Annotated in this window: 17 protein-coding genes and 1 pseudogene; 10 read left to right on the top strand and 8 right to left on the bottom strand. The window is 53.3% G+C overall.

Annotated features, from left to right (window positions below; all coding sequences use genetic code 11):
* Positions 1 to 11: 11 nt before the first annotated feature.
* From damX to trpS, 5 genes are all read left to right on the top strand, one after another.
* Positions 12 to 1,322: a cell division protein DamX gene (gene damX / locus FDW95_RS16095; protein ID WP_115257311.1), complete on the top strand. Its 1,311-nt coding sequence runs from the start codon at positions 12 to 14 to the stop codon at positions 1,320 to 1,322.
* 117 nt (positions 1,323 to 1,439) lie between these two features.
* Positions 1,440 to 2,276 (top strand): adenine-specific DNA-methyltransferase, encoded by an 837-nt coding sequence (gene dam / locus FDW95_RS16100; RefSeq protein WP_115257312.1) that lies wholly within the window; start codon positions 1,440 to 1,442, stop codon positions 2,274 to 2,276.
* Positions 2,277 to 2,293: 17 nt separating this feature from the next.
* Positions 2,294 to 2,971, top strand: coding sequence for a ribulose-phosphate 3-epimerase (rpe, locus tag FDW95_RS16105; RefSeq protein ID WP_096759286.1), 678 nt, complete (start codon positions 2,294 to 2,296; stop codon positions 2,969 to 2,971).
* Positions 2,964 to 3,722: a phosphoglycolate phosphatase gene (gph, locus tag FDW95_RS16110; RefSeq protein WP_096759287.1), complete on the top strand. Its 759-nt coding sequence runs from the start codon at positions 2,964 to 2,966 to the stop codon at positions 3,720 to 3,722. The genes rpe and gph overlap by 8 nt, the downstream gene beginning before the upstream one ends.
* Positions 3,715 to 4,719, top strand: coding sequence for a tryptophan--tRNA ligase (trpS, locus tag FDW95_RS16115; RefSeq protein WP_096759288.1), 1,005 nt, complete (start codon positions 3,715 to 3,717; stop codon positions 4,717 to 4,719). Before gph ends, trpS begins: the two co-directional genes overlap by 8 nt.
* 106 nt (positions 4,720 to 4,825) lie before the next feature.
* Here the strand turns inward: trpS and FDW95_RS16120 are convergent, their stop codons facing one another.
* From FDW95_RS16120 to tsgA, 6 genes are all read right to left on the bottom strand, one after another.
* The gene (locus tag FDW95_RS16120) at positions 4,826 to 4,993 is read right to left on the bottom strand and encodes a DUF4223 family protein (RefSeq protein ID WP_096759289.1); all 168 of its coding nucleotides are present in this window, start codon (positions 4,991 to 4,993) and stop codon (positions 4,826 to 4,828) included.
* A gap of 240 nt (positions 4,994 to 5,233) precedes the next feature.
* Positions 5,234 to 6,607 carry a siroheme synthase CysG gene (gene cysG / locus FDW95_RS16125; protein ID WP_096759290.1) on the bottom strand — a complete coding sequence of 458 codons (1,374 nt, stop codon included), beginning with the start codon at positions 6,605 to 6,607 and terminating at the stop codon, positions 5,234 to 5,236.
* 11 nt (positions 6,608 to 6,618) lie between these two features.
* Positions 6,619 to 7,428: a nitrite transporter NirC gene (gene nirC / locus FDW95_RS16130; protein WP_115257313.1), complete on the bottom strand. Its 810-nt coding sequence runs from the start codon at positions 7,426 to 7,428 to the stop codon at positions 6,619 to 6,621.
* A gap of 173 nt (positions 7,429 to 7,601) precedes the next feature.
* The gene (nirD, locus tag FDW95_RS16135; RefSeq protein ID WP_115257314.1) at positions 7,602 to 7,928 is read right to left on the bottom strand and encodes a nitrite reductase small subunit NirD; all 327 of its coding nucleotides are present in this window, start codon (positions 7,926 to 7,928) and stop codon (positions 7,602 to 7,604) included.
* Positions 7,925 to 10,468, bottom strand: coding sequence for an NADPH-nitrite reductase large subunit (gene nirB, locus FDW95_RS16140; RefSeq protein ID WP_115257315.1), 2,544 nt, complete (start codon positions 10,466 to 10,468; stop codon positions 7,925 to 7,927). Before nirB ends, nirD begins: the two co-directional genes overlap by 4 nt.
* Positions 10,469 to 10,739: 271 nt before the next feature.
* Complete coding sequence (gene tsgA, locus FDW95_RS16145) at positions 10,740 to 11,921, bottom strand: MFS transporter TsgA (protein WP_115257316.1); 1,182 nt, start codon at positions 11,919 to 11,921, stop codon at positions 10,740 to 10,742.
* Between the two features lie 264 nt (positions 11,922 to 12,185).
* Here tsgA and ppiA point away from each other — a divergent pair, with 264 nt between their 5' ends.
* The 5 genes and pseudogenes from ppiA to FDW95_RS16170 all read left to right on the top strand — a co-directional run bounded on the left by ppiA (position 12,186) and on the right by FDW95_RS16170 (position 15,523).
* Positions 12,186 to 12,758, top strand: a complete 573-nt coding sequence (gene ppiA, locus FDW95_RS16150) for a peptidylprolyl isomerase A (protein ID WP_096759295.1) — start codon at positions 12,186 to 12,188, stop codon at positions 12,756 to 12,758.
* A 107-nt stretch (positions 12,759 to 12,865) separates the two neighbouring features.
* On the top strand, positions 12,866 to 13,033 hold the full coding sequence (locus FDW95_RS16155; protein ID WP_115257317.1) for a YhfG family protein: 168 nt from the start codon (positions 12,866 to 12,868) through the stop codon (positions 13,031 to 13,033).
* Positions 13,023 to 13,625: pseudogene (locus FDW95_RS16160) on the top strand (putative adenosine monophosphate-protein transferase Fic). The gene FDW95_RS16155 and the pseudogene FDW95_RS16160 overlap by 11 nt, the downstream one beginning before the upstream one ends.
* A 31-nt stretch (positions 13,626 to 13,656) precedes the next feature.
* Positions 13,657 to 14,220 carry an aminodeoxychorismate synthase component 2 gene (gene pabA, locus FDW95_RS16165; protein WP_115257318.1) on the top strand — a complete coding sequence of 188 codons (564 nt, stop codon included), beginning with the start codon at positions 13,657 to 13,659 and terminating at the stop codon, positions 14,218 to 14,220.
* Positions 14,221 to 14,305: 85 nt separating this feature from the next.
* Positions 14,306 to 15,523: an aspartate aminotransferase family protein gene (locus tag FDW95_RS16170; protein ID WP_115257319.1), complete on the top strand. Its 1,218-nt coding sequence runs from the start codon at positions 14,306 to 14,308 to the stop codon at positions 15,521 to 15,523.
* 95 nt (positions 15,524 to 15,618) lie between these two features.
* On the opposite strand, the gene FDW95_RS16175 is transcribed toward FDW95_RS16170, so the two are convergent.
* Positions 15,619 to 17,706 (bottom strand): YccS/YhfK family putative transporter, encoded by a 2,088-nt coding sequence (locus tag FDW95_RS16175; RefSeq protein WP_115257320.1) that lies wholly within the window; start codon positions 17,704 to 17,706, stop codon positions 15,619 to 15,621.
* 51 nt (positions 17,707 to 17,757) lie between these two features.
* Positions 17,758 to 18,390, bottom strand: a complete 633-nt coding sequence (gene crp, locus FDW95_RS16180; RefSeq protein WP_000242758.1) for a cAMP-activated global transcriptional regulator CRP — start codon at positions 18,388 to 18,390, stop codon at positions 17,758 to 17,760.
* Between the last annotated feature and the right edge of the window lie 103 nt (positions 18,391 to 18,493).

Raw genomic sequence — 18,493 nt, forward strand, 5'->3', positions numbered from 1 at the left:
TGGGGTGTTAAATGGATGAATTCAAACCAGAAGACGAGCTGAAACCCGATCCCAGCGATCGTCGTACTGGTCGTTCTCGTCAATCGTCTGAACGCGATAATGAGCCGCAAATCAATTTTGATGATGTTGATCTGGATACTGACGATCGTCGTCCAGCGCGCGCGCGTAAAGAACGTGACGAAGAGCAAGACATTGAAGAAGACTATGAATCTGATGACGATACCGTGGATGAAGAGCGTGTAGAACGCCGTCCGCGTAAGCGTAAGAAGGCCGCCAGCAAACCTGCCTCTCGTCAATATATGATGATGGGTGTGGGGGTTCTGGTGCTGCTGCTGTTGATAGTCGGCATCGGTTCAGCGTTGAAAGCCCCCTCATCTCCCTCTTCCAGCGATCAGACGGCGTCTGGCGAGAAGAGTATCGATCTTTCTGGCAATAGCGCGACCGATCAGGCGAGCACCACTCAGCCTGCAACGACTGCTGAGCAACCGGCTGGCAATGCGCAGCAGGATGTTTCTCTGCCGCCAATTTCTTCTACGCCAACTCAGGGGCAAGCACCTGTTGCCGCTGAAGGTCAACAGCGTGTTGAAGTTCAGGGCGATCTGAATAATGCCCTGACGCAACCGCAAGGTCAGGAACAGGTGAACAACGTGGTTGTGAACTCCACGCTGCCAACCGAACCTGCTACCGTTGCACCTGTTCGTAATGGTACTACGGCGCGTCCTGCAACAACGGAGCCTGCTGAGCGTCACGCGACTGCGCGTCCGGAACGCAAACAGGCCGTTATTGAGCCGAAGAGCAAACCGCAGACGACCGTGAAAGCAACGCCGACAGAGCCAAAACCTGTTGCCCAGGCGAAGCGCACTGAACCGACTGCGCCAGTGACTGCACCGGTTACTACGACCAAAGCACCTGCGGCAACGACTGCGCCAAAAGCGACAGCTGAGCCTAAAGCAACCGTCAGTACCACCACACCTGCGCAGACTGCTACTCCTGCGCCAACTACGGCAACGCCTGTAGCGGGCGGAGCAAAAACGGCGGGTAATGTTGGGGCGTTAAAATCAGCGCCGTCCAGTCATTACACTCTGCAGCTCAGCAGTTCTTCTAACTACGACAACCTGAACGGTTGGGCGAAGAAAGAGAACCTGAAGAACTACGTGGTGTATCAGACGACGCGTAACGGTCAACCGTGGTATGTTCTGGTGACGGGTGTATATGCATCTAAAGACGATGCAAAACGTGCGGTGTCTACGTTGCCAGCCGACATTCAGGCGAAAAACCCGTGGGCGAAACCGCTGCATCAGGTTCAGGCCGATCTGAAGTAAGATAGGATATGTTCTGCAATGGTTTGATGTTTCGCCCAATTGCGGGACAAAGACTAAAGCGCAGGATGCTGTCGGAGCTTTCTCCACAGCCGGAGAAGGTGTAATTAGTTAGTCAGCATGAAAAAAAATCGCGCTTTTCTGAAGTGGGCAGGGGGAAAATACCCCCTGCTTGATGATATCAAACGGCATTTGCCTCAGGGCGAATGTCTTGTCGAACCCTTCGTGGGTGCAGGGTCGGTGTTCCTCAACACCGACTTTTCTCGTTATATTCTTGCCGATATCAACAGCGACCTCATCAGTCTCTATAACATCGTGAAGTCGCGTACCGATGAGTATGTGCAGGCTTCGCGCGAGCTGTTTGTCCCTGAGACCAATCAGTCTGAGGTGTACTATCAGTTCCGGACAGAATTTAACGCCAGCCAGGATCCGTTCCGACGTGCGGTACTGTTCTTATACCTCAACCGTTTTGGTTACAACGGCCTGTGTCGGTACAACCTGCGTGGCGAATTTAACGTGCCGTTTGGCCGTTATAAAAAACCCTACTTTCCGGAAGCTGAGTTGTATCATTTTGCCGAAAAAGCGCAGAATGCAGAGTTTCATTGCCTCTCCTATGAAGAGTGCATGGAGCGTGCTGATATCAACTCTGTGGTTTATTGCGACCCGCCTTATGCGCCGCTGTCGGCGACGGCGAATTTCACCGCGTATCACACTAATAGCTTTAGCCCGAAAGAGCAGGCGCATCTGGCCGAAATGGCAGAAAAGCTGGTCAGTAAGCAGATCCCGGTGTTAATTTCGAACCATGACACGCCCGATACGCGCGAGTGGTACCGAGCGGCGAAGCATTTTCAGGTAAAAGTGCGGCGCAGTATAAGCAGCAACGGCGGCACACGTAAAAAGGTGAATGAACTGCTGGCTCTGTACAAACCAGGAGTCGTAACGCCTGCGAAAAAATAATTCTCAAGGAGAAGCGGATGAAACAGTATTTGATTGCCCCCTCAATTCTGTCGGCTGATTTTGCCCGCCTGGGTGAGGACACCGCGAGCGTTCTGGCCGCTGGTGCCGATGTCGTGCACTTCGACGTCATGGACAACCATTATGTACCTAACCTGACTATCGGGCCGATGGTACTGAAATCGCTACGCAAATATGGGATTACCGCCCCTATTGATGTGCATCTGATGGTGAAGCCGGTTGACCGTATTATCCCGGACTTCGCTGCCGCTGGCGCCAGCATCATTACTTTTCACCCGGAAGCCTCCGAACACGTCGATCGCACCTTACAGCTGATCAAAGAGAATGGCTGTAAAGCGGGCCTGGTGTTCAACCCGGCCACGCCGCTGAGCTACCTGGACTACGTTATGGATAAGCTGGATGTGATCCTGCTGATGTCCGTTAACCCCGGTTTTGGCGGCCAATCTTTCATTCCGCAAACGCTGGAAAAACTGCGTGAAGTCCGCCGTCGTATTGATGAGTCTGGCTATGACATTCGCCTGGAAGTTGATGGCGGCGTGAAGGTGAACAATATCGGCGAAATCGCCGCAGCGGGTGCGGATATGTTTGTCGCAGGTTCCGCGATTTTCGACCAACCTGACTACAAAAAAGTCATTGATGAAATGCGCCATGAACTGGCGAAGGTAAGTCATGGATAAATTTCAGGATATTCGGGGCGTAGCTTTTGACCTCGACGGTACGCTGGTTGATAGCGCGCCGGGATTAGCCGCCGCAGTGGATATGGCGCTGTACGCGCTGGAATTACCCACTGCAGGCGAAGAACGTGTGATTACCTGGATTGGTAATGGCGCAGATGTATTGATGGAGCGTGCACTCACCTGGGCTCGCCTTGAACGCGCTACGCTGCGTAAAACGACGGGCAAACCGCCTATCGATGACGACATTCCTGCCGTTGAGCAGGTGCGTATTTTACGTAAGCTGTTTGACCGCTATTACGGTGATGTTGCCGAAGAAGGGACGTTCTTATTTCCCCACGTTGCCGATACGCTGGGCGCGCTGCATGCGAAAGGCCTGCCGTTAGGTCTGGTGACCAACAAGCCGACACCGTTTGTGGCACCGCTGCTTAACGCACTGGATATCGCCAAGTATTTTAGTGTGGTCATCGGCGGTGACGACGTGAAAAATAAAAAACCGCATCCTGATCCGCTGCTGCTAGTGGCCTCACGTATGGGGATTGCGCCTGAAAAATTGCTCTTTGTGGGTGATTCGCGCAATGATATTCAGGCGGCAAAAGCCGCTGGCTGTCCTTCGGTTGGTCTTACGTATGGGTATAACTACGGTGAAGGGATCGACCTCAGCCAGCCGGATGTAATATATGACAGCATTAATGACCTTCTGCCCGCACTCGGGCTTCCGCATAGCGAAAATCAGGAATTGAAAAATGACTAAGCCCATCGTTTTTAGTGGCGCACAGCCCTCAGGTGAATTGACCATTGGCAACTATATGGGTGCGCTGCGTCAATGGGTAAACATGCAGGATGATTACCACTGCATCTACTGTATCGTGGACCAGCATGCTATCACCGTCCGCCAGGACGCGCAGAAGCTGCGAAATGCTACGCTGAATACGCTGGCGTTGTATCTGGCGTGTGGTATCGATCCTGAGAAAAGCACCATTTTCGTTCAGTCCCACGTGCCGGAACATGCACAGTTAGGCTGGGCGCTGAACTGCTACACCTATTTTGGTGAACTGAGCCGCATGACCCAGTTCAAAGATAAATCTTCCCGTTACGCTGAAAACATCAATGCCGGTCTGTTCGACTACCCGGTACTGATGGCAGCCGATATTCTGCTGTACCAGACCAATCTGGTACCGGTAGGGGAAGATCAGAAACAGCACCTGGAACTGAGCCGTGACGTCGCCCAGCGTTTTAACGCACTGTATGGTGACATCTTCAAAGTGCCTGAGCCGTTTATTCCGAAATCCGGTGCGCGCGTGATGTCCCTGCTGGAGCCGACGAAGAAAATGTCTAAGTCGGATGACAACCGCAACAACGTGATCGGCCTGTTGGAAGATCCGAAATCTGTGGTGAAGAAAATCAAACGCGCCATGACGGATTCCGATGAGCCGCCAGTTGTTCGTTACGATGTGCAGAATAAAGCGGGTGTTGCCAACTTGCTGGATATTCTCTCTGCCGTAACGGGTAAGAGCATCCCAGAACTGGAGCAGCACTTTGAAGGCAAGATGTATGGCCACCTGAAGGGTGAAGTTGCCGATGCCGTTTCCGGTATGTTGACTGAGCTTCAGGAACGTTACCACCGTTTCCGTAACGATGAAGCCTTCTTGCAGCAAGTGATGAAAGATGGTGCAGAAAAAGCCAGTGCGCGCGCAGCAGAAACACTGAAAGCGGTGTATGAAGCAATTGGATTTGTTGCGAAGCCGTAATGTAACGTACGGCTAAAATAAAAGCCGGATTATCTCCCATACTGTTTAATATTATAACGGCATGGGAGATAACCCGGCTTTATATATTTATACGGAATATAAATAATTACAGCGCAGTGTCACCGCAGCCGCCAATGATTTTAGAAATAGAAATGGCTGGGTGCAGAAAATAATCGTAATCACAGGTCTTGTTTTTGTTCTGAACGCTACCGGTGCAGGCAGTCAATGTGGAGAGAGCCAGCAGTACTGCAGCAGCTTTAAGCATGTTTTTCATTTAATAATCCCTATCAATCAATAAAATATCAGTATGCCAATTCCATATGCTTCGAAAAACACGTAGTGAATTAAGCTTGCTATATATAACGTGACCAGGAAGTTATTACTTGTTCTTTTAACTTAATAGTAGATTTAAGAATTTTTAAAAAATAATAATTGATGATGATTAAAGATGAAGGATAATGACTGGAAGGGTAATCAAAAGACGGCGCTATGCAGAAAACATAGCGCCTGAATATTAATGGTTTGAGAACCAGTTCAGCTTATCGCGCAGGCCAACCACGCGACCAACAATGATCAGCGCCGGGCTTTCCACCTGTTGCGCCAGTTCACCGAGTTGCGTCAGTACACCATTGACAACGCGCTGTTTCACGGAGGTCCCGTTTTCGACCAGCGCAACCGGCATGTCTGCTGGCATCCCAAATGCGATCAATTTTTCCTGGATAGTGGCCGCCTGATTCAGCCCCATATAGAACACCAGCGTCTGTTTTTCTGCTGCCAGGTTTTCCCAGTCCAGCTCGCCGCCGGTCTTCAGGTGTCCGGTGACCAGGCGTACGCTCTGGGCGTAATCACGATGCGTCAGCGGAATGCCGGAATAGGCAGAACAGCCGGACGCCGCGGTAATACCGGGAACAACAGAGAACGGGATACCTTCGTGGCACAGGGTTTCCAGCTCTTCGCCACCGCGACCAAAGATGAACGGGTCGCCGCCTTTCAGGCGCACTACGCGTTTGCCCTGTTTCGCCTGGTTCAGCAGGATCTGGTTGATCTCTTCCTGCGGTACGCAGTGATAACCCGCACGCTTGCCGACGAAAATACGATCGGCATCGCGACGAACAAGGTTCATGATGTCATCGGAAACCAGGCGGTCATACACCACGACATCAGCCTGCTGGATCTGTTGTAGCCCTTTCAGCGTTAGCAGTCCGGCATCGCCTGGACCGGCACCAACCAGCACTACTTCGCCACGATGGTCCAGCGGTTCGCTGAGCATCTGCTCAGTCGTTTCTTCTATTGCCTGCCGATCGTCGTTTGCCAGAGACTGCGCCAGCCTGTCGTTAACAAACAGCTTTTCCCAGAAGCGGCGACGTTCACCCATACTGGCGAACTGCTTTTTCACCCGGGAACGCAGCTGTCCTGCATACTGCGCGACCTGGCCCAGATGCTGTGGCAACACGGATTCGAGCCTTTCACGCAGCAGTCGTGCCAGAACAGGAGAGGTGCCGCCAGAGGAGACCGCCACCATCAGTGGTGAACGGTCAATAATGGAGGGCATGATGAAACTGGCCGCTTTTGGGGCGTCGACCACGTTACAGAAGATGCGACGTGATTCAGCGGCGTTGCTGACGCGAAGGTTGACGGCATCGTCATCGGTGGCGGCGATCGCCAGCCAGCAGGAGTCGAGCAGGGCTTCGTCAAACGGCCCCTCAACCAGCGTCAGCATGCCTTCATTTGCCCATACGGTGAACTGTGGAATAAACGCTAGCGCATTAACCGTTAAACGGGCGCCTGCTTCCAGCAGTAACCGCGCTTTGCGTTCTGCGACATCACCACCGCCGACGATCAAGCAGTCGCGGTCACGTAGTTGACAAAATATAGGCAAATGATCCACGACATTACCCCTTAATTATTGGCAGCAGCCTCAGTTTGGTTGATTTTTGCCGGAACGGGACGCTCCGATTTTGGCGTAGCATACCAATAACCCAACCCCATGAATACGACACCGGACAAAGTATTACCGAGTGTCACCCACAGCAGGTTATGGCCAATTCCGGACAAGGTATAGGCATCGCTGTGATGACCGAACCAGGAGAGCGCAAATAGCGTCATGTTGGCAACGGAGTGTTCATAGCCAGAAGCGATAAACGCCAGCAGGCACCACCAGATGGCGAGGAACTTCGCCGCACCTTCAGTACGGATCGCCATCCAGATTGCCAGGCAAACCAACCAGTTACACAACGCACCTTTAAAGAACAGTACGCTGGCAGGGGCTGTGGTTTTCGCCAGGGCAACGCTATGTACGATGCTGGTATCGACTGGCAGCAGGCTACCGCCACCCCAGCTGTACAGCAGGGCGACGAACACGGAACCGAGCAGATTTCCCAGCCAGGTTTGCGGCAGAATGGCCCACATCTGACCGTGGCTGATGGTGCCCGCTTTGACGCCAAGCGTCAGGAACATGGTGTGCCCGGTAAACAGCTCTGAACCGGCAATAATCACCAGCGTTAAGGCAATACCAAAGGTTGCACCCATCACCAGAGGGCGTACGGATGGATCTAGCAGATTGCCGAGAGTGAAAATAAGAATGATGCCGAGACCGACATAAGCGCCCGCCATGGCGGAACTGACCCAGAAACCGATTGGGTTGTTGGCCGACAGGCGTGCAATGCGCGCAGCGTTAGCCGCACACTTATTGATAGTGTCTGTAAACATGTGTTTGATTATCCTTGAAGAACAAAAAGTAAAATAAAATCGTAACCGTAGGCCGGATAAGGCAGTTATGCCGCCATCCGGCAATGTGCCTGATGGCGCTACGCTTATCAGGCCTACTAAAAAGGCCTACCAATACGTCTAAAAAGGGAGGCATTGCGCCTCCCAATAATTTACTAACCGCGCAACTGCACCATGCCGTCTTTCACCCGGGCTTCGTAGTGCGCCACGGAATGACTTTCGTCCTCCATGCACAGACCGTCGCTGAGGCGGAAGCGCTGTTTTTTCAGCGGGCTGGCAACCCATAGCTCGCCCTGGTGCTCAGCAATAATCCCGCGTGAAAGTACGCTGGACTGGAAGAACGGGTCGATGTTGCTGATCGCAAACACCTGGTCGCTGTGATAAGGACGGAAAATCGCGACTTGCTCTTTACCTAACAGGGCGCAGACGCCTGTTGCAGGCAGAATGTCATCGATTTTGCAGATGTTTTTCCACTGGCTCATGCGTTTTCCTCCACCAGAGTGACCGGGATACGCTCATACGGCGTGGCCGGGCGATGTTGTTCACGTTCAGGCACAACCTGGACATTCGGATCGCGTTTATCGCTGTTAATAAAGTGCTTGAAGCGAACCTGCGCGGACGGCGTGTTGACGGTTTCTGTCCACTCGCATACGACGGCTTCACGCAGACGCGCCATCTCTTCTTCCAGATGCTCGTTCAGGCCCAGTTTGTCGTCGATGATGACAGACTTCAGATACTCGATGCCGCCTTCCAGGTTATCTAACCACGGTGCGGTACGGGTCAGTTTGTCCGCAGTACGGATGTAGAACATCATAAAGCGGTCAAGGTATTTCATCAGCGTTTCACGGTCGAGATCCGCTGCCAGTAGATCCGCATGGCGTGGTTTCATCCCGCCGTTACCACAGACGTACAGGTTCCAGCCTTTTTCAGTAGCGATGATACCCACGTCTTTACCTTGGGCTTCTGCGCACTCACGGGTACAGCCAGAGACGCCAAACTTCATTTTGTGCGGGGTACGAATGCCCTTGTAGCGGTTTTCAAGCTCAACGCCGAAGCCTACGCTATCGCCGACACCATAACGGCACCAGGTGCTACCCACGCAGGTTTTCGCCATACGCAGCGCTTTAGCATACGCATGACCGGTTTCGAAGCCCGCTTCAATCAACTGACGCCAGATTTCCGGCAGGTCATCTTTTTGCGCGCCGAACAGACCAATACGCTGAGAACCGGTGATCTTGGTGTACAGATTGAACTCACGAGCGATACGGCCCACGGCAACCAGACCTTCCGGGGTAATTTCGCCACCGGCAGAGCGTGGGATAACGGAGTAGGTACCGTCTTTCTGGATGTTGGCCAGGAAGTTGTCGTTGGTATCCTGCAGCGGCGTGTGCTGCGGCTTGAGGATGTATTCATTCCAGCAGGAGGCCAGCAGGGAACCGACGGTTGGTTTACATACTTCGCAGCCGTAACCTTTACCGTGTTTCGCCAGCAATTCCTCGAAGGTTTTAATGCCTTCCACGCGGATGAGATGGAACAGTTCCTGACGTGAGTACGGGAAGTGATCGCACAGGTTGTTGTTGACTTCGATGCTCTGTTTCGCCAGTTCGGCATTCAGCACCTGGGTAACCAGCGGAATACAACCACCGCAGCCAGTACCGGCTTTAGTTTCGGCTTTCAGCGCTGCAACGGTGTGGCAGCCTTTGTTAATGGCGGCAACCAGCATGCCTTTGGTGACGTCGAAGCAGGAACAAATCTGCGCGCTGTCCGGCAGTTTATCCACGCCGATGGACGGCTTACCGCTGCCTGAGTGTGCTGGCAGGATCAGTGAGTCCGGGTTTTCCGGCAGTTCGATGGCGTTCAGCACCAGCTGCAGCAGGTTGCCGTAATCGCTGGTGTCACCCACCAGAACCGCGCCCAGCAGCGTTTTGTTATCTTCGCTGACGATCAGGCGTTTGTAGACTTCTTTACTTTCGTCGAGGTAAACGTAGCTACGGGCGCCCGGTGTACGCGCATGTGCGTCGCCGATACCGCCGACATCTACGCCCAGCAGTTTCAGCTTGGCGCTCAGGTCTGCGCCTTCGAACGCGTTTTTGCTACCGAGAATATGGTCAACGGCGACCTGCGCCATTTTGTACCCCGGTGCGACCAGGCCATAAACGCGGTCATTCCAGCTGGCGCATTCGCCGATAGCGTAGATATCCGGGTCAGAGGTCTGGCAGGCGTCGTTGATCACGATACCGCCACGCTGTGCCACATCAAGGCCGCACTGGGTTGCCAGTTTGTCGCGCGGGCGAATACCGGTGGAGAAGACAATGAAGTCGACTTCCAGTTCGCTGCCGTCGGCAAAGCGCATAGTTTTACGCGCTTCAGTGCCTTGCTGGACGATCTCTTTAGTATTTTTGCTGGTGTGCACACGCACGCCCATGCTTTCAATTTTGCGACGTAACTGCTCGCCACCCATCTGATCCAGCTGTTCAGCCATCAGCATCGGGGCGAATTCAATCACGTGGGTTTCAACGCCTAAGCTTTTCAGGGCACCTGCGGCTTCCAGACCCAGCAGGCCACCACCGACAACGGCGCCGCGTTTACTGCGACGAGCGCAAGACTCAATGGCGTTGAGGTCTTCAATGGTACGGTAAACGAAACAGTCCTGCGTTTCCGAACCTTTAATCGGCGGGATCCATGGGTAGGAGCCGGTTGCCATGATCAGTTTATCGTAATAAACCGTACGACCGGCGCTGGAGTGGATCACCTTCTCCTGGCGGTTGATGGTAATCGCGCGTTCGCCGACTAATACCTTAACGCCGTGCTTCTCGTAGAAGCCTTCACGCACCAGAGACAGCTCTTCAGCAGTGTGGTGAGAGAAGTAAGAAGACAGGTGTACGCGGTCGTATGCTTTGCGGGGTTCTTCACAGAAGACGGTAATATCAAACTTGTCCGCATCGGATTTATCAAGAAGATCCTCAATAAAGCGATGGCCGACCATACCATTACCGATAATAGCGAGTCTGACTTTGCTCATTTTTGCCTCGATTTCTTTTCTATTACTGCCTACCTTAACGATTCAGCAACCCCGCTTATTGATACAAATCAATTTCGCCCTTATATACTCCTTAAGAGGTATATAACTGATTTGTCAGCGTTTTTATAAGTCACGGAATTGACAGGCTTTTCATGTTTGTATGATTAGCGTACAAATTAAGGGGTTTTAGTGTGAATAGGTCAGGATCCTAAGGGTTAGAAAGGGGAGTGATAAATGCCGGATAATCAGTGTCGCTATCCGGCATTCAGGTTTACTGCACTGCCGGTGCGTTATGCTGGCGATGACGCGTGACAAACCCAAGGATAAAGCACATCACGAATACCACGGCATACAGGCCATTCGCGGTTTGTAGTGCGGCCAGAGGACCGCTGTGGGCAACGATCGGACCCGTCACCACGAAGGTTAACATGGTCCCAATGGTGCCGCAGGTCAGGACGAAGTTAACCAGCTTCGGTGAGGCCACTTTAGTCTGCTGGGAGCCGAGGGTGATAATGGTGGTATAAATGGCGCTGGAGAAGAAGCCCAGCGTCAGGATGAACCACGGCATGTGCTCTGGCGTACCGGTGATGAAGAGATACATCAATACGGTTGCCAGTCCTGCCAGCACGGTCAGGATACGCTGCAAATCAAAGAAGCGCAGGATAAAGCTAAACGCCCACATACCCACCATGTAGGACATCCAGAAATCGCTGACCAGCTTACCTGCATCGTTCAGGCTCATGCCGAGGCTTTTGGCGTATTCCGGCACCCAGGAGATAAAACCCAACTGACCGAGGATGTAGCACAGCGCGGCGATGGACAAAAACAGCACACCGATGCCCCACTTCTCTTTCGCCACCGGTGTTTCCGGTTGCTGCGCGTGTTTACCCAGCGCCGGGAACTCACAGCCAAAGGTCAGCAGGAAAATGGCGACGTACACCAGGCCGATACAGGCGTAGACCCAGTACCATTCGATGCTACGCGCCAGCAGGTACGCGGCAACCATCGGGAAAATCATGCCCGCCATGCTGAAGAAGGAATCTGTAAACAGCAGGCGAGATCCACGCTGGCGACCTTCATACATCTGGGTGACCAGGAAAGTACCAATCGACATGGTGATCCCGCTGACGACCCCCAGCACAAACATGGCGGCGGAGAACAGCGCCAGGCTATGCGTGAGCATCAGTCCGGCGACAGCCAGCAGCATCAGAATAAAGCCAAAACGTAGTTGCGTTTTCAACGGGACAATTTCCATCAGCCACGCATTCAGAAAAATAGAGATCAGAATACCGGCATTCAGAAAGGTGAAGGTGTTACTCATACTGGAAACGGGCAAATGGAAATAGTCTGCGATGTTTCCCATCACCATCCCGGTGACAATAACCAACGCGCCTGTCAGGGCGTAGGAGAGAAAGCTGATCCATGTGAGCTTGATACGATTGCTGTTAGTCATGACTGGCCTGTATAGAAGTGTAAGGCGCATTGAAGGCGCCGTGAGCGGGCGGATTTTAGGCGTTTTGTTGATGTATTTAAATATTTTTTAGCAACTGCTGTTTCTATTACATATTTCAATGTGATCATGATCACATTGATGCGCGTTGCAAAGCATTTACATTTGTTTCAGGTTCGTAAAATTAAGTAAAGGGATGGCCTTGTCATGGAAGGCTCTTTAGAATCAATTCACTTGCTTCATTTCTGCTCTTGTAAAGGAATTCTCATGCTCAAATCGACTCTGGCGGCTGTTGCAGCTGTTCTCGCTCTTTCTGCCCTCTCTCCCGCAGCACTGGCAGCGAAAGGTGACCCACGTGTACTGCTGACGACCTCTGCTGGTAACATTGAGCTGGAGCTGAACAGCCAAAAGGCCCCGGTTTCAGTGCAAAACTTTGTCGATTATGTAAATAGTGGTTTCTATAACAACACCACGTTTCACCGTGTGATCCCTGGGTTTATGGTACAGGGCGGCGGTTTTACCGAGCAGATGCAGCAGAAGAAACCTAACCCGCCTATCAAAAATGAAGCCGATAACGGGCTGCGCAATACCCGTGGCACCATTGCCATGGCGCGGACCGCAGACAAAGACAGCGCGACCAGCCAGTTCTTTATCAACATTGCGGACAACGCTTTCCTCGATCACGGCCAGCGTGACTTCGGCTATGCCGTTTTTGGTAAAGTGGTGAAGGGGATGGATGTCGCGGATAAGATAGCTCAAGTGCCGACTCACGACGTCGGCCCTTACCAGAACGTTCCGTCCAAACCGATTGTTATCCTGTCTGCGAAAGTTCTGCCGTAATCGTATTTTTGCGCGGGCGGTTCCTGCCCGCGTTCTCTCCCTTCTCTGCGTAACCCGAAATTGCTGCTTATACTTGTGGCAAGTGCTGGCTCATTCAGGGAGGTCACGTGAAAAAACTCACCGATAAACAAAAGTCCTGTCTTTGGGAGCAACTGCGAAACGGCAATTTCCAGGCTAGCCGACGTCTGGAAGGCGTGGAGATTCCACGGGTTACGCTGAGCGCTGAAGATGCCCTGGCGCGCCTTGAAGAATTGAGGAGGCACTATGAGCGATAAATTCGGTGATGGGCGCGATCCCTATTTGTATCCGGGCTTGAACGTGATGCGTAATCGTCTCGGGGTCCATCAGGCCCAGCGTCTGGCGCAGGCGGCCTACGAATTGACGGCGCTGCGGGCGGCGACGATTGGGCTGGGCCCGCTAAAACGCGGTCTGCCGCATCTGTGCTCTATTCATCGCCAGCTCTATCAGGATATTTTTGACTGGGCGGGCCATCTGCGCGAGGTCGATATTTACCAGGGCGATACCCGCTTCTGCCACTTTGCTTACATCGAGAAAGAGGGTAACGCGCTGATGTAGGACCTGGAAGACGAGTCCTGGCTGGTGGGGCTGTCGGCGGATAAGTTTATCGACCGACTTGCGCATTATTATTGCGAAATTAATGTGCTACACCCATTTCGTATTGGCAGCGGTCTGGCCCAACGTATTTTCTTCGAACAGTTAGCGGTTCATGCCGGGTATATGCTCAGTTGGGAGGGTATCCCGGTCGAAGAGTGGAATCAGGCCAACCAGAGTGGTGCGATGGGCGACCTGTCGGCGCTGCGGGCGATATTTCGTAAAGTGGTAAGCGAAGCCCGAGAAACTGGGTAGAATAGCGCGGTTTTTCTGTACCGGAGCCGCCATGATCCTGCTTATCGATAACTACGATTCTTTTACCTGGAACCTGTATCAATATTTCTGCGAACTGGGCGCAGAGGTCCTTGTCAGGCGCAACGACGAGCTGACGCTGGCGCAAATTGATGCGTTAAGTCCGCAAAAAATCGTTATTTCCCCCGGTCCCTGCACGCCGGATGATGCCGGGATTTCGCTGGATGTCATCCGTCACTATGCGGGAATAACCCCGATGCTGGGCGTCTGTCTGGGCCACCAGGCGATGGCGCAGGCGTTTGGTGCCAGCGTCGTGCGGGCGGCGAAAGTCATGCACGGTAAGACCTCCCCGATTACGCATACCGGGCAGGGCGTTTTTCGGGGGCTGGCGAACCCGCTAACGGTGACGCGCTACCACTCTCTGGTGGTTGCACCTGAGACGCTGCCGGCCTGCTTTGAGGTAACGGCCTGGAGTGAAACGCAGGAGATTATGGGCATTCGCCACAGCGAGTGGGATTTGGAAGGCGTGCAGTTCCACCCGGAGAGTATCCTCAGTGAGCAGGGGCATCAACTGCTGGCTAATTTCCTCAATCGGTGATTTGTAGTTGCTATTCAGTGACTTTTTATTCATATTTTGTGATTATAATTTCACTAGCATTTCTGCTTAACTGGGTGGTAATGACATGGCAACTGAACAAACTGCAATTACGCGCGCGACATTCGATGAAGTGATTCTGCCGATTTATGCACCGGCAGAGTTTATTCCGGTCAAAGGGAAAGGAAGTCGAGTCTGGGATCAACAGGGTAAAGAGTATGTTGATTTCGCGGGTGGTATTGCAGTTACCGCGTTAGGGCATTGCCATCCGGCCCTGGTCGAAACGTTAAAAACGCAGGGCGAAACCCTGTGGCACACCAGTAACGTTTTCACCAATGAGCCTGCACTGCGCTTAGGCCGCAAAATCATTGATGCGACCTTTGCTGAACGCGTGCTGTTCATGAACTCTGGCACCGAAGCCAATGAAACCGCCTTTAAGCTGGCGCGCCACTATGCCTGCGTCCGCCATAGTCCGTTCAAAACCAAAATTATCGCCTTCCATAATGCGTTTCATGGCCGCTCGCTGTTTACCGTTTCCGTCGGTGGGCAGCCAAAATATTCTGACGGCTTTGGGCCAAAACCGGCGGACATTATCCATGTACCGTTTAACGACCTGCATGCGGTAAACGCGGTGATGGACGATCACACCTGCGCGGTGGTGGTCGAGCCGATTCAGGGCGAAGGGGGGGTTATGGCCGCTACGCCGGAATTCCTGCAGGGCCTGCGCGAACTGTGCGATCAGCATCAGGCATTGCTGGTGTTTGATGAAGTGCAGTGTGGTATGGGGCGTACCGGCGACCTGTTTGCCTATATGCACTACGGCGTGACGCCGGATATCCTGACCAGCGCCAAAGCCCTCGGCGGCGGTTTCCCGGTGAGCGCGATGTTGACCACTCAGGAAATCGCTTCTGCGTTCCATGTCGGTTCGCACGGTTCAACCTACGGCGGTAACCCGCTGGCCTGTGCGGTTGCAGAGACGGCGTTCGATATTATCAACACGCCGGACGTGCTGGACGGTGTGCAGGTCAAACGTCAGGCATTTGTTGCGCATTTACAGAAAATAGATGCTCAGTATGACATTTTTAGCGATATTCGCGGTATGGGGCTGCTGATTGGCGCGGAGCTGAAGCCGCAGTTCAAAGGTCGGGCGCGTGATTTCCTCTACGCCGCTGCTCATGAAGGCGTTATGGTGCTGAACGCGGGGCCGGATGTGATGCGTTTTGCGCCATCGCTGGTGGTGGAAGAGGCGGATATCGATGAAGGGATGCAGCGCTTTGCGCAGGCGGTAGCGAAGGTTATTGGTTGATGGATTACCGGATAGCGCTACGCTTATCCGGCCTACGAATCACACCTTACTCCGTAGGCCGGATAAGGCGTTTACGCCGCCATCCGGCAAATCTCTTAACCTTTCATATCCCGCAACCGGCGGCTCAGCCAGATACCGTGGTGCGGGCGTTGACGCCATGCCACCGACGAAATGGTGTGCATGGTATTCAGATGCCCCAGTATACGTTGCAGATGCTGCTCCAGGGTACTTAATGGACCGTGGGACAGCATCTCCGACGACTCGAGAATATTCACATCACCGGAGCTCCCCGGCCCGTCATATTCCAGCCGCTGCTGACAACGCTGAATCGCAATTTCGCAGGACTGCAGATACCGCTGCGCCAAATCCGGCGTCAACATGGTGTGTTCCCGGGCCAGCGTGGTCATCGCATTAATATGTTCGACGATGAACTGGCTGTGCGTGACCCACAGTTTCATATCGGCCAGATAGTGCGAGTTGAATCCCGGCTCCTGCATTGCCTGGTTCAGTGAGTTAAACAGCGTGTTATGCGCCTGGTTGACCCGCATACGCTGATACGCCAGCGGTGTAGCCTGTGGATCGTTGCTGAGGATCAGGCGAATAGCTTCCTGGTCAGCTTCCAGAGCATCGTGGGCGTTTTTGCGCAGCAGGCCGCTTTGCCACTGTGGCCACAGCCAGAGCGTGCCGCCAAAGGCAATCAAACAGCCCAGCACCGTATCGACAAAGCGCGGCACAATAAACTGTTCTCCGTTCAGCGTCAGCAACTGCAGGGTATACACTGCCGTAACCGTAAACCCGACGGTGGCCCAGCCGTAGTTTTTGCGCATGATCAGATAGCTGACGAGGGTGATGACCAGCATGGCCGCCAGCGTAAACCCTTCCGGAATATGAAAGTGCAGCGTGACGCCGGCAATCACCAGCCCGACAAGCGTACCCAGCGAACGATGCAGAATGCGTACCCGCGTGGCACCGTAGCCATTTTGCGTGACGAACAGGACCGTCATCAGGATCCAATAAGGTTTGGGCAGGTGTAAGGCGCTGCCCATCAGGCTGGCGATGCTCAGCATGACGCTGATACGCCCGGCATTACGCAACGCGGGAGATTTCAGCGACAGATAGTTTTTCAGGGCCGGGAGTAACGGCAGGCGGCGCTGTTTGTCGGCCATTAAATCTCGGGCATACAGCGGACGCTGGGTGCGCAGCACGCGGGCAATGCGGCTAAAGTGCCAGTAGCAAAACTGCCCGACCGGGTTTTCCGGGTGCTGGTTGGCAATTTTCTCCAGCGTGCCAATCTGTTTTTCCATCGAAAAGCGTGTCGGCAAGCGGTGATACAGAATGTCATCTGCCAGCACGCGTAACCGGTCGGCGACGGTGCGCGCATTCCAGCGAATCACCTGTTCTGCATGACTGCGTTCGACCAGCTTCTGCACCTCTTCTGGTTGATGCAGGCTGACGGAAATATGCTCCTGCAAATCCAGCGCCTCCTGAAAGGCCCGTAGCAGGCGTTTGTACTCGTTGTTGTGATGCGCCGACAGCATATGCATTTGCTGATAGCACTGGGTGATCAGATCCACCGCTTTTTGCTGGCGAACCAGCAGCGGGGGCAGCGCTTTTTCGGGATCGACGTGCTGGGTTAGCAGGCTGTATTTCGCTTCACAGTAATCGGCCAGTTCGCGATATAACAGGCTGAGCGATTCGCGCAGCGGCTGCTCACGCCACAGCCAGAACCAGAACCAGTTGAACGCGCCGTACCACAAAGTTCCCAGCGCATAGATCAGCAGCGGTTCCCAGACCGGCATGTTGCCAGCCAGGCTTAGCGTGAAAATTGCCGCAATCAGCGAGGCGGGCAGCAGTCGTGCATGCAGCGGGCTTAACTCGGCGGTCACGCCGAGAATCAGCGTCAGGCCGGTAAGGATCAGCGGGAGCGCAATGCTTTCTGCCAGCAATAGCTGCATGATCAGGCTACATCCGGCAAACAGTGACGCGCCAATAACTAAGCGTTTAAAAAATCGCTTATGCGGGGTATCAAGACCGGCAATGTTGCAGCAGGCGGGGACGAGGGAGAACAGCAGCCCCAGATGAAGCTGACCGATGATAAGACCGACAGCCACGGGTAAACACAGCACCAGCGTTTGTCGTAGTGCGTAGTTGATCTCTGGGTGATAAATCAGTCTTCGCCACATCGGTGCAAACAAAAATGGCGCATTACCAGGTAACGCGCCATTTCGATGAGGTTAACGCGTGCCGTAGACGACGATGGTCTTACCGTGTGCGGAGATCAGGTTCTGATCTTCCAGCATTTTCAGGATACGACCAACGGTTTCACGGGAGCAGCCAACGATCTGGCCAATTTCCTGACGGGTGATTTTGATCTGCATGCCGTCCGGGTGGGTCATCGCGTCAGGTTGTTTCGCCAGGTTCAACAGGGTCTGGGCGATACGACCGGTGACATCCAGGAAGGCCAGGTTGCCCACTTTTTCGGACGTTACCTGCAGGCGACGAGCCATCTGAGAAGACAGGCGCATCAGAATATCCGGGTTAACCTGGATTAATTGACGAAATTTTTTGTATGAAATTTCAGCAACTTCACATGCGGTTTTGGCACGTACCCAGGCGCTACGTTCCTGGCCTTCTTCAAACAGGCCTAATTCACCAATGAAATCGCCCTGATTCAGATAAGAGAGGATCATTTCTTTCCCTTCTTCATCTTTGATCAGCACTGCCACTGAGCCTTTAACGATGTAATACAACGTTTCCGCTTTTTCACCCTGGTGAATCAGCGTGCTCTTCGATGGGTACTTATGAATATGGCAATGAGACAAGAACCATTCGAGAGTCGGGTCTGTTTGCGGTTTGCCAAGCACCATGCGCGGTTATCCTCTGTTATAAGCTGTCTCCAGAGTCAGAACACGACGCTGCCTCTGGGGTTGCAAAAATATGCTTCCCGCTACCTGGGAAAGGGGCTGCTAA

The sequence above is a fragment of the Citrobacter sp. wls718 genome (genome assembly GCF_005280945.1).
GTDB classification, from domain to species: domain Bacteria; phylum Pseudomonadota; class Gammaproteobacteria; order Enterobacterales; family Enterobacteriaceae; genus Citrobacter; species Citrobacter gillenii.

Coding starts and splice junctions, on each gene's coding strand:
- trpS (WP_096759288.1), top strand. CDS start 3,715: ATGACTAAGCCCATCGTTTTTAGTGGCGCACAGCCCTCAGGTGAATTG.
- FDW95_RS16120 (WP_096759289.1), bottom strand. CDS start 4,993: ATGAAAAACATGCTTAAAGCTGCTGCAGTACTGCTGGCTCTCTCCACA.
- nirC (WP_115257313.1), bottom strand. CDS start 7,428: ATGTTTACAGACACTATCAATAAGTGTGCGGCTAACGCTGCGCGCATT.
- gph (WP_096759287.1), top strand. CDS start 2,964: ATGGATAAATTTCAGGATATTCGGGGCGTAGCTTTTGACCTCGACGGT.
- damX (WP_115257311.1), top strand. CDS start 12: ATGGATGAATTCAAACCAGAAGACGAGCTGAAACCCGATCCCAGCGAT.
- rpe (WP_096759286.1), top strand. CDS start 2,294: ATGAAACAGTATTTGATTGCCCCCTCAATTCTGTCGGCTGATTTTGCC.
- nirB (WP_115257315.1), bottom strand. CDS start 10,468: ATGAGCAAAGTCAGACTCGCTATTATCGGTAATGGTATGGTCGGCCAT.
- FDW95_RS16170 (WP_115257319.1), top strand. CDS start 14,306: ATGGCAACTGAACAAACTGCAATTACGCGCGCGACATTCGATGAAGTG.
- ppiA (WP_096759295.1), top strand. CDS start 12,186: ATGCTCAAATCGACTCTGGCGGCTGTTGCAGCTGTTCTCGCTCTTTCT.
- nirD (WP_115257314.1), bottom strand. CDS start 7,928: ATGAGCCAGTGGAAAAACATCTGCAAAATCGATGACATTCTGCCTGCA.
- dam (WP_115257312.1), top strand. CDS start 1,440: ATGAAAAAAAATCGCGCTTTTCTGAAGTGGGCAGGGGGAAAATACCCC.
- tsgA (WP_115257316.1), bottom strand. CDS start 11,921: ATGACTAACAGCAATCGTATCAAGCTCACATGGATCAGCTTTCTCTCC.
- crp (WP_000242758.1), bottom strand. CDS start 18,390: ATGGTGCTTGGCAAACCGCAAACAGACCCGACTCTCGAATGGTTCTTG.
- pabA (WP_115257318.1), top strand. CDS start 13,657: ATGATCCTGCTTATCGATAACTACGATTCTTTTACCTGGAACCTGTAT.
- FDW95_RS16175 (WP_115257320.1), bottom strand. CDS start 17,706: ATGTGGCGAAGACTGATTTATCACCCAGAGATCAACTACGCACTACGA.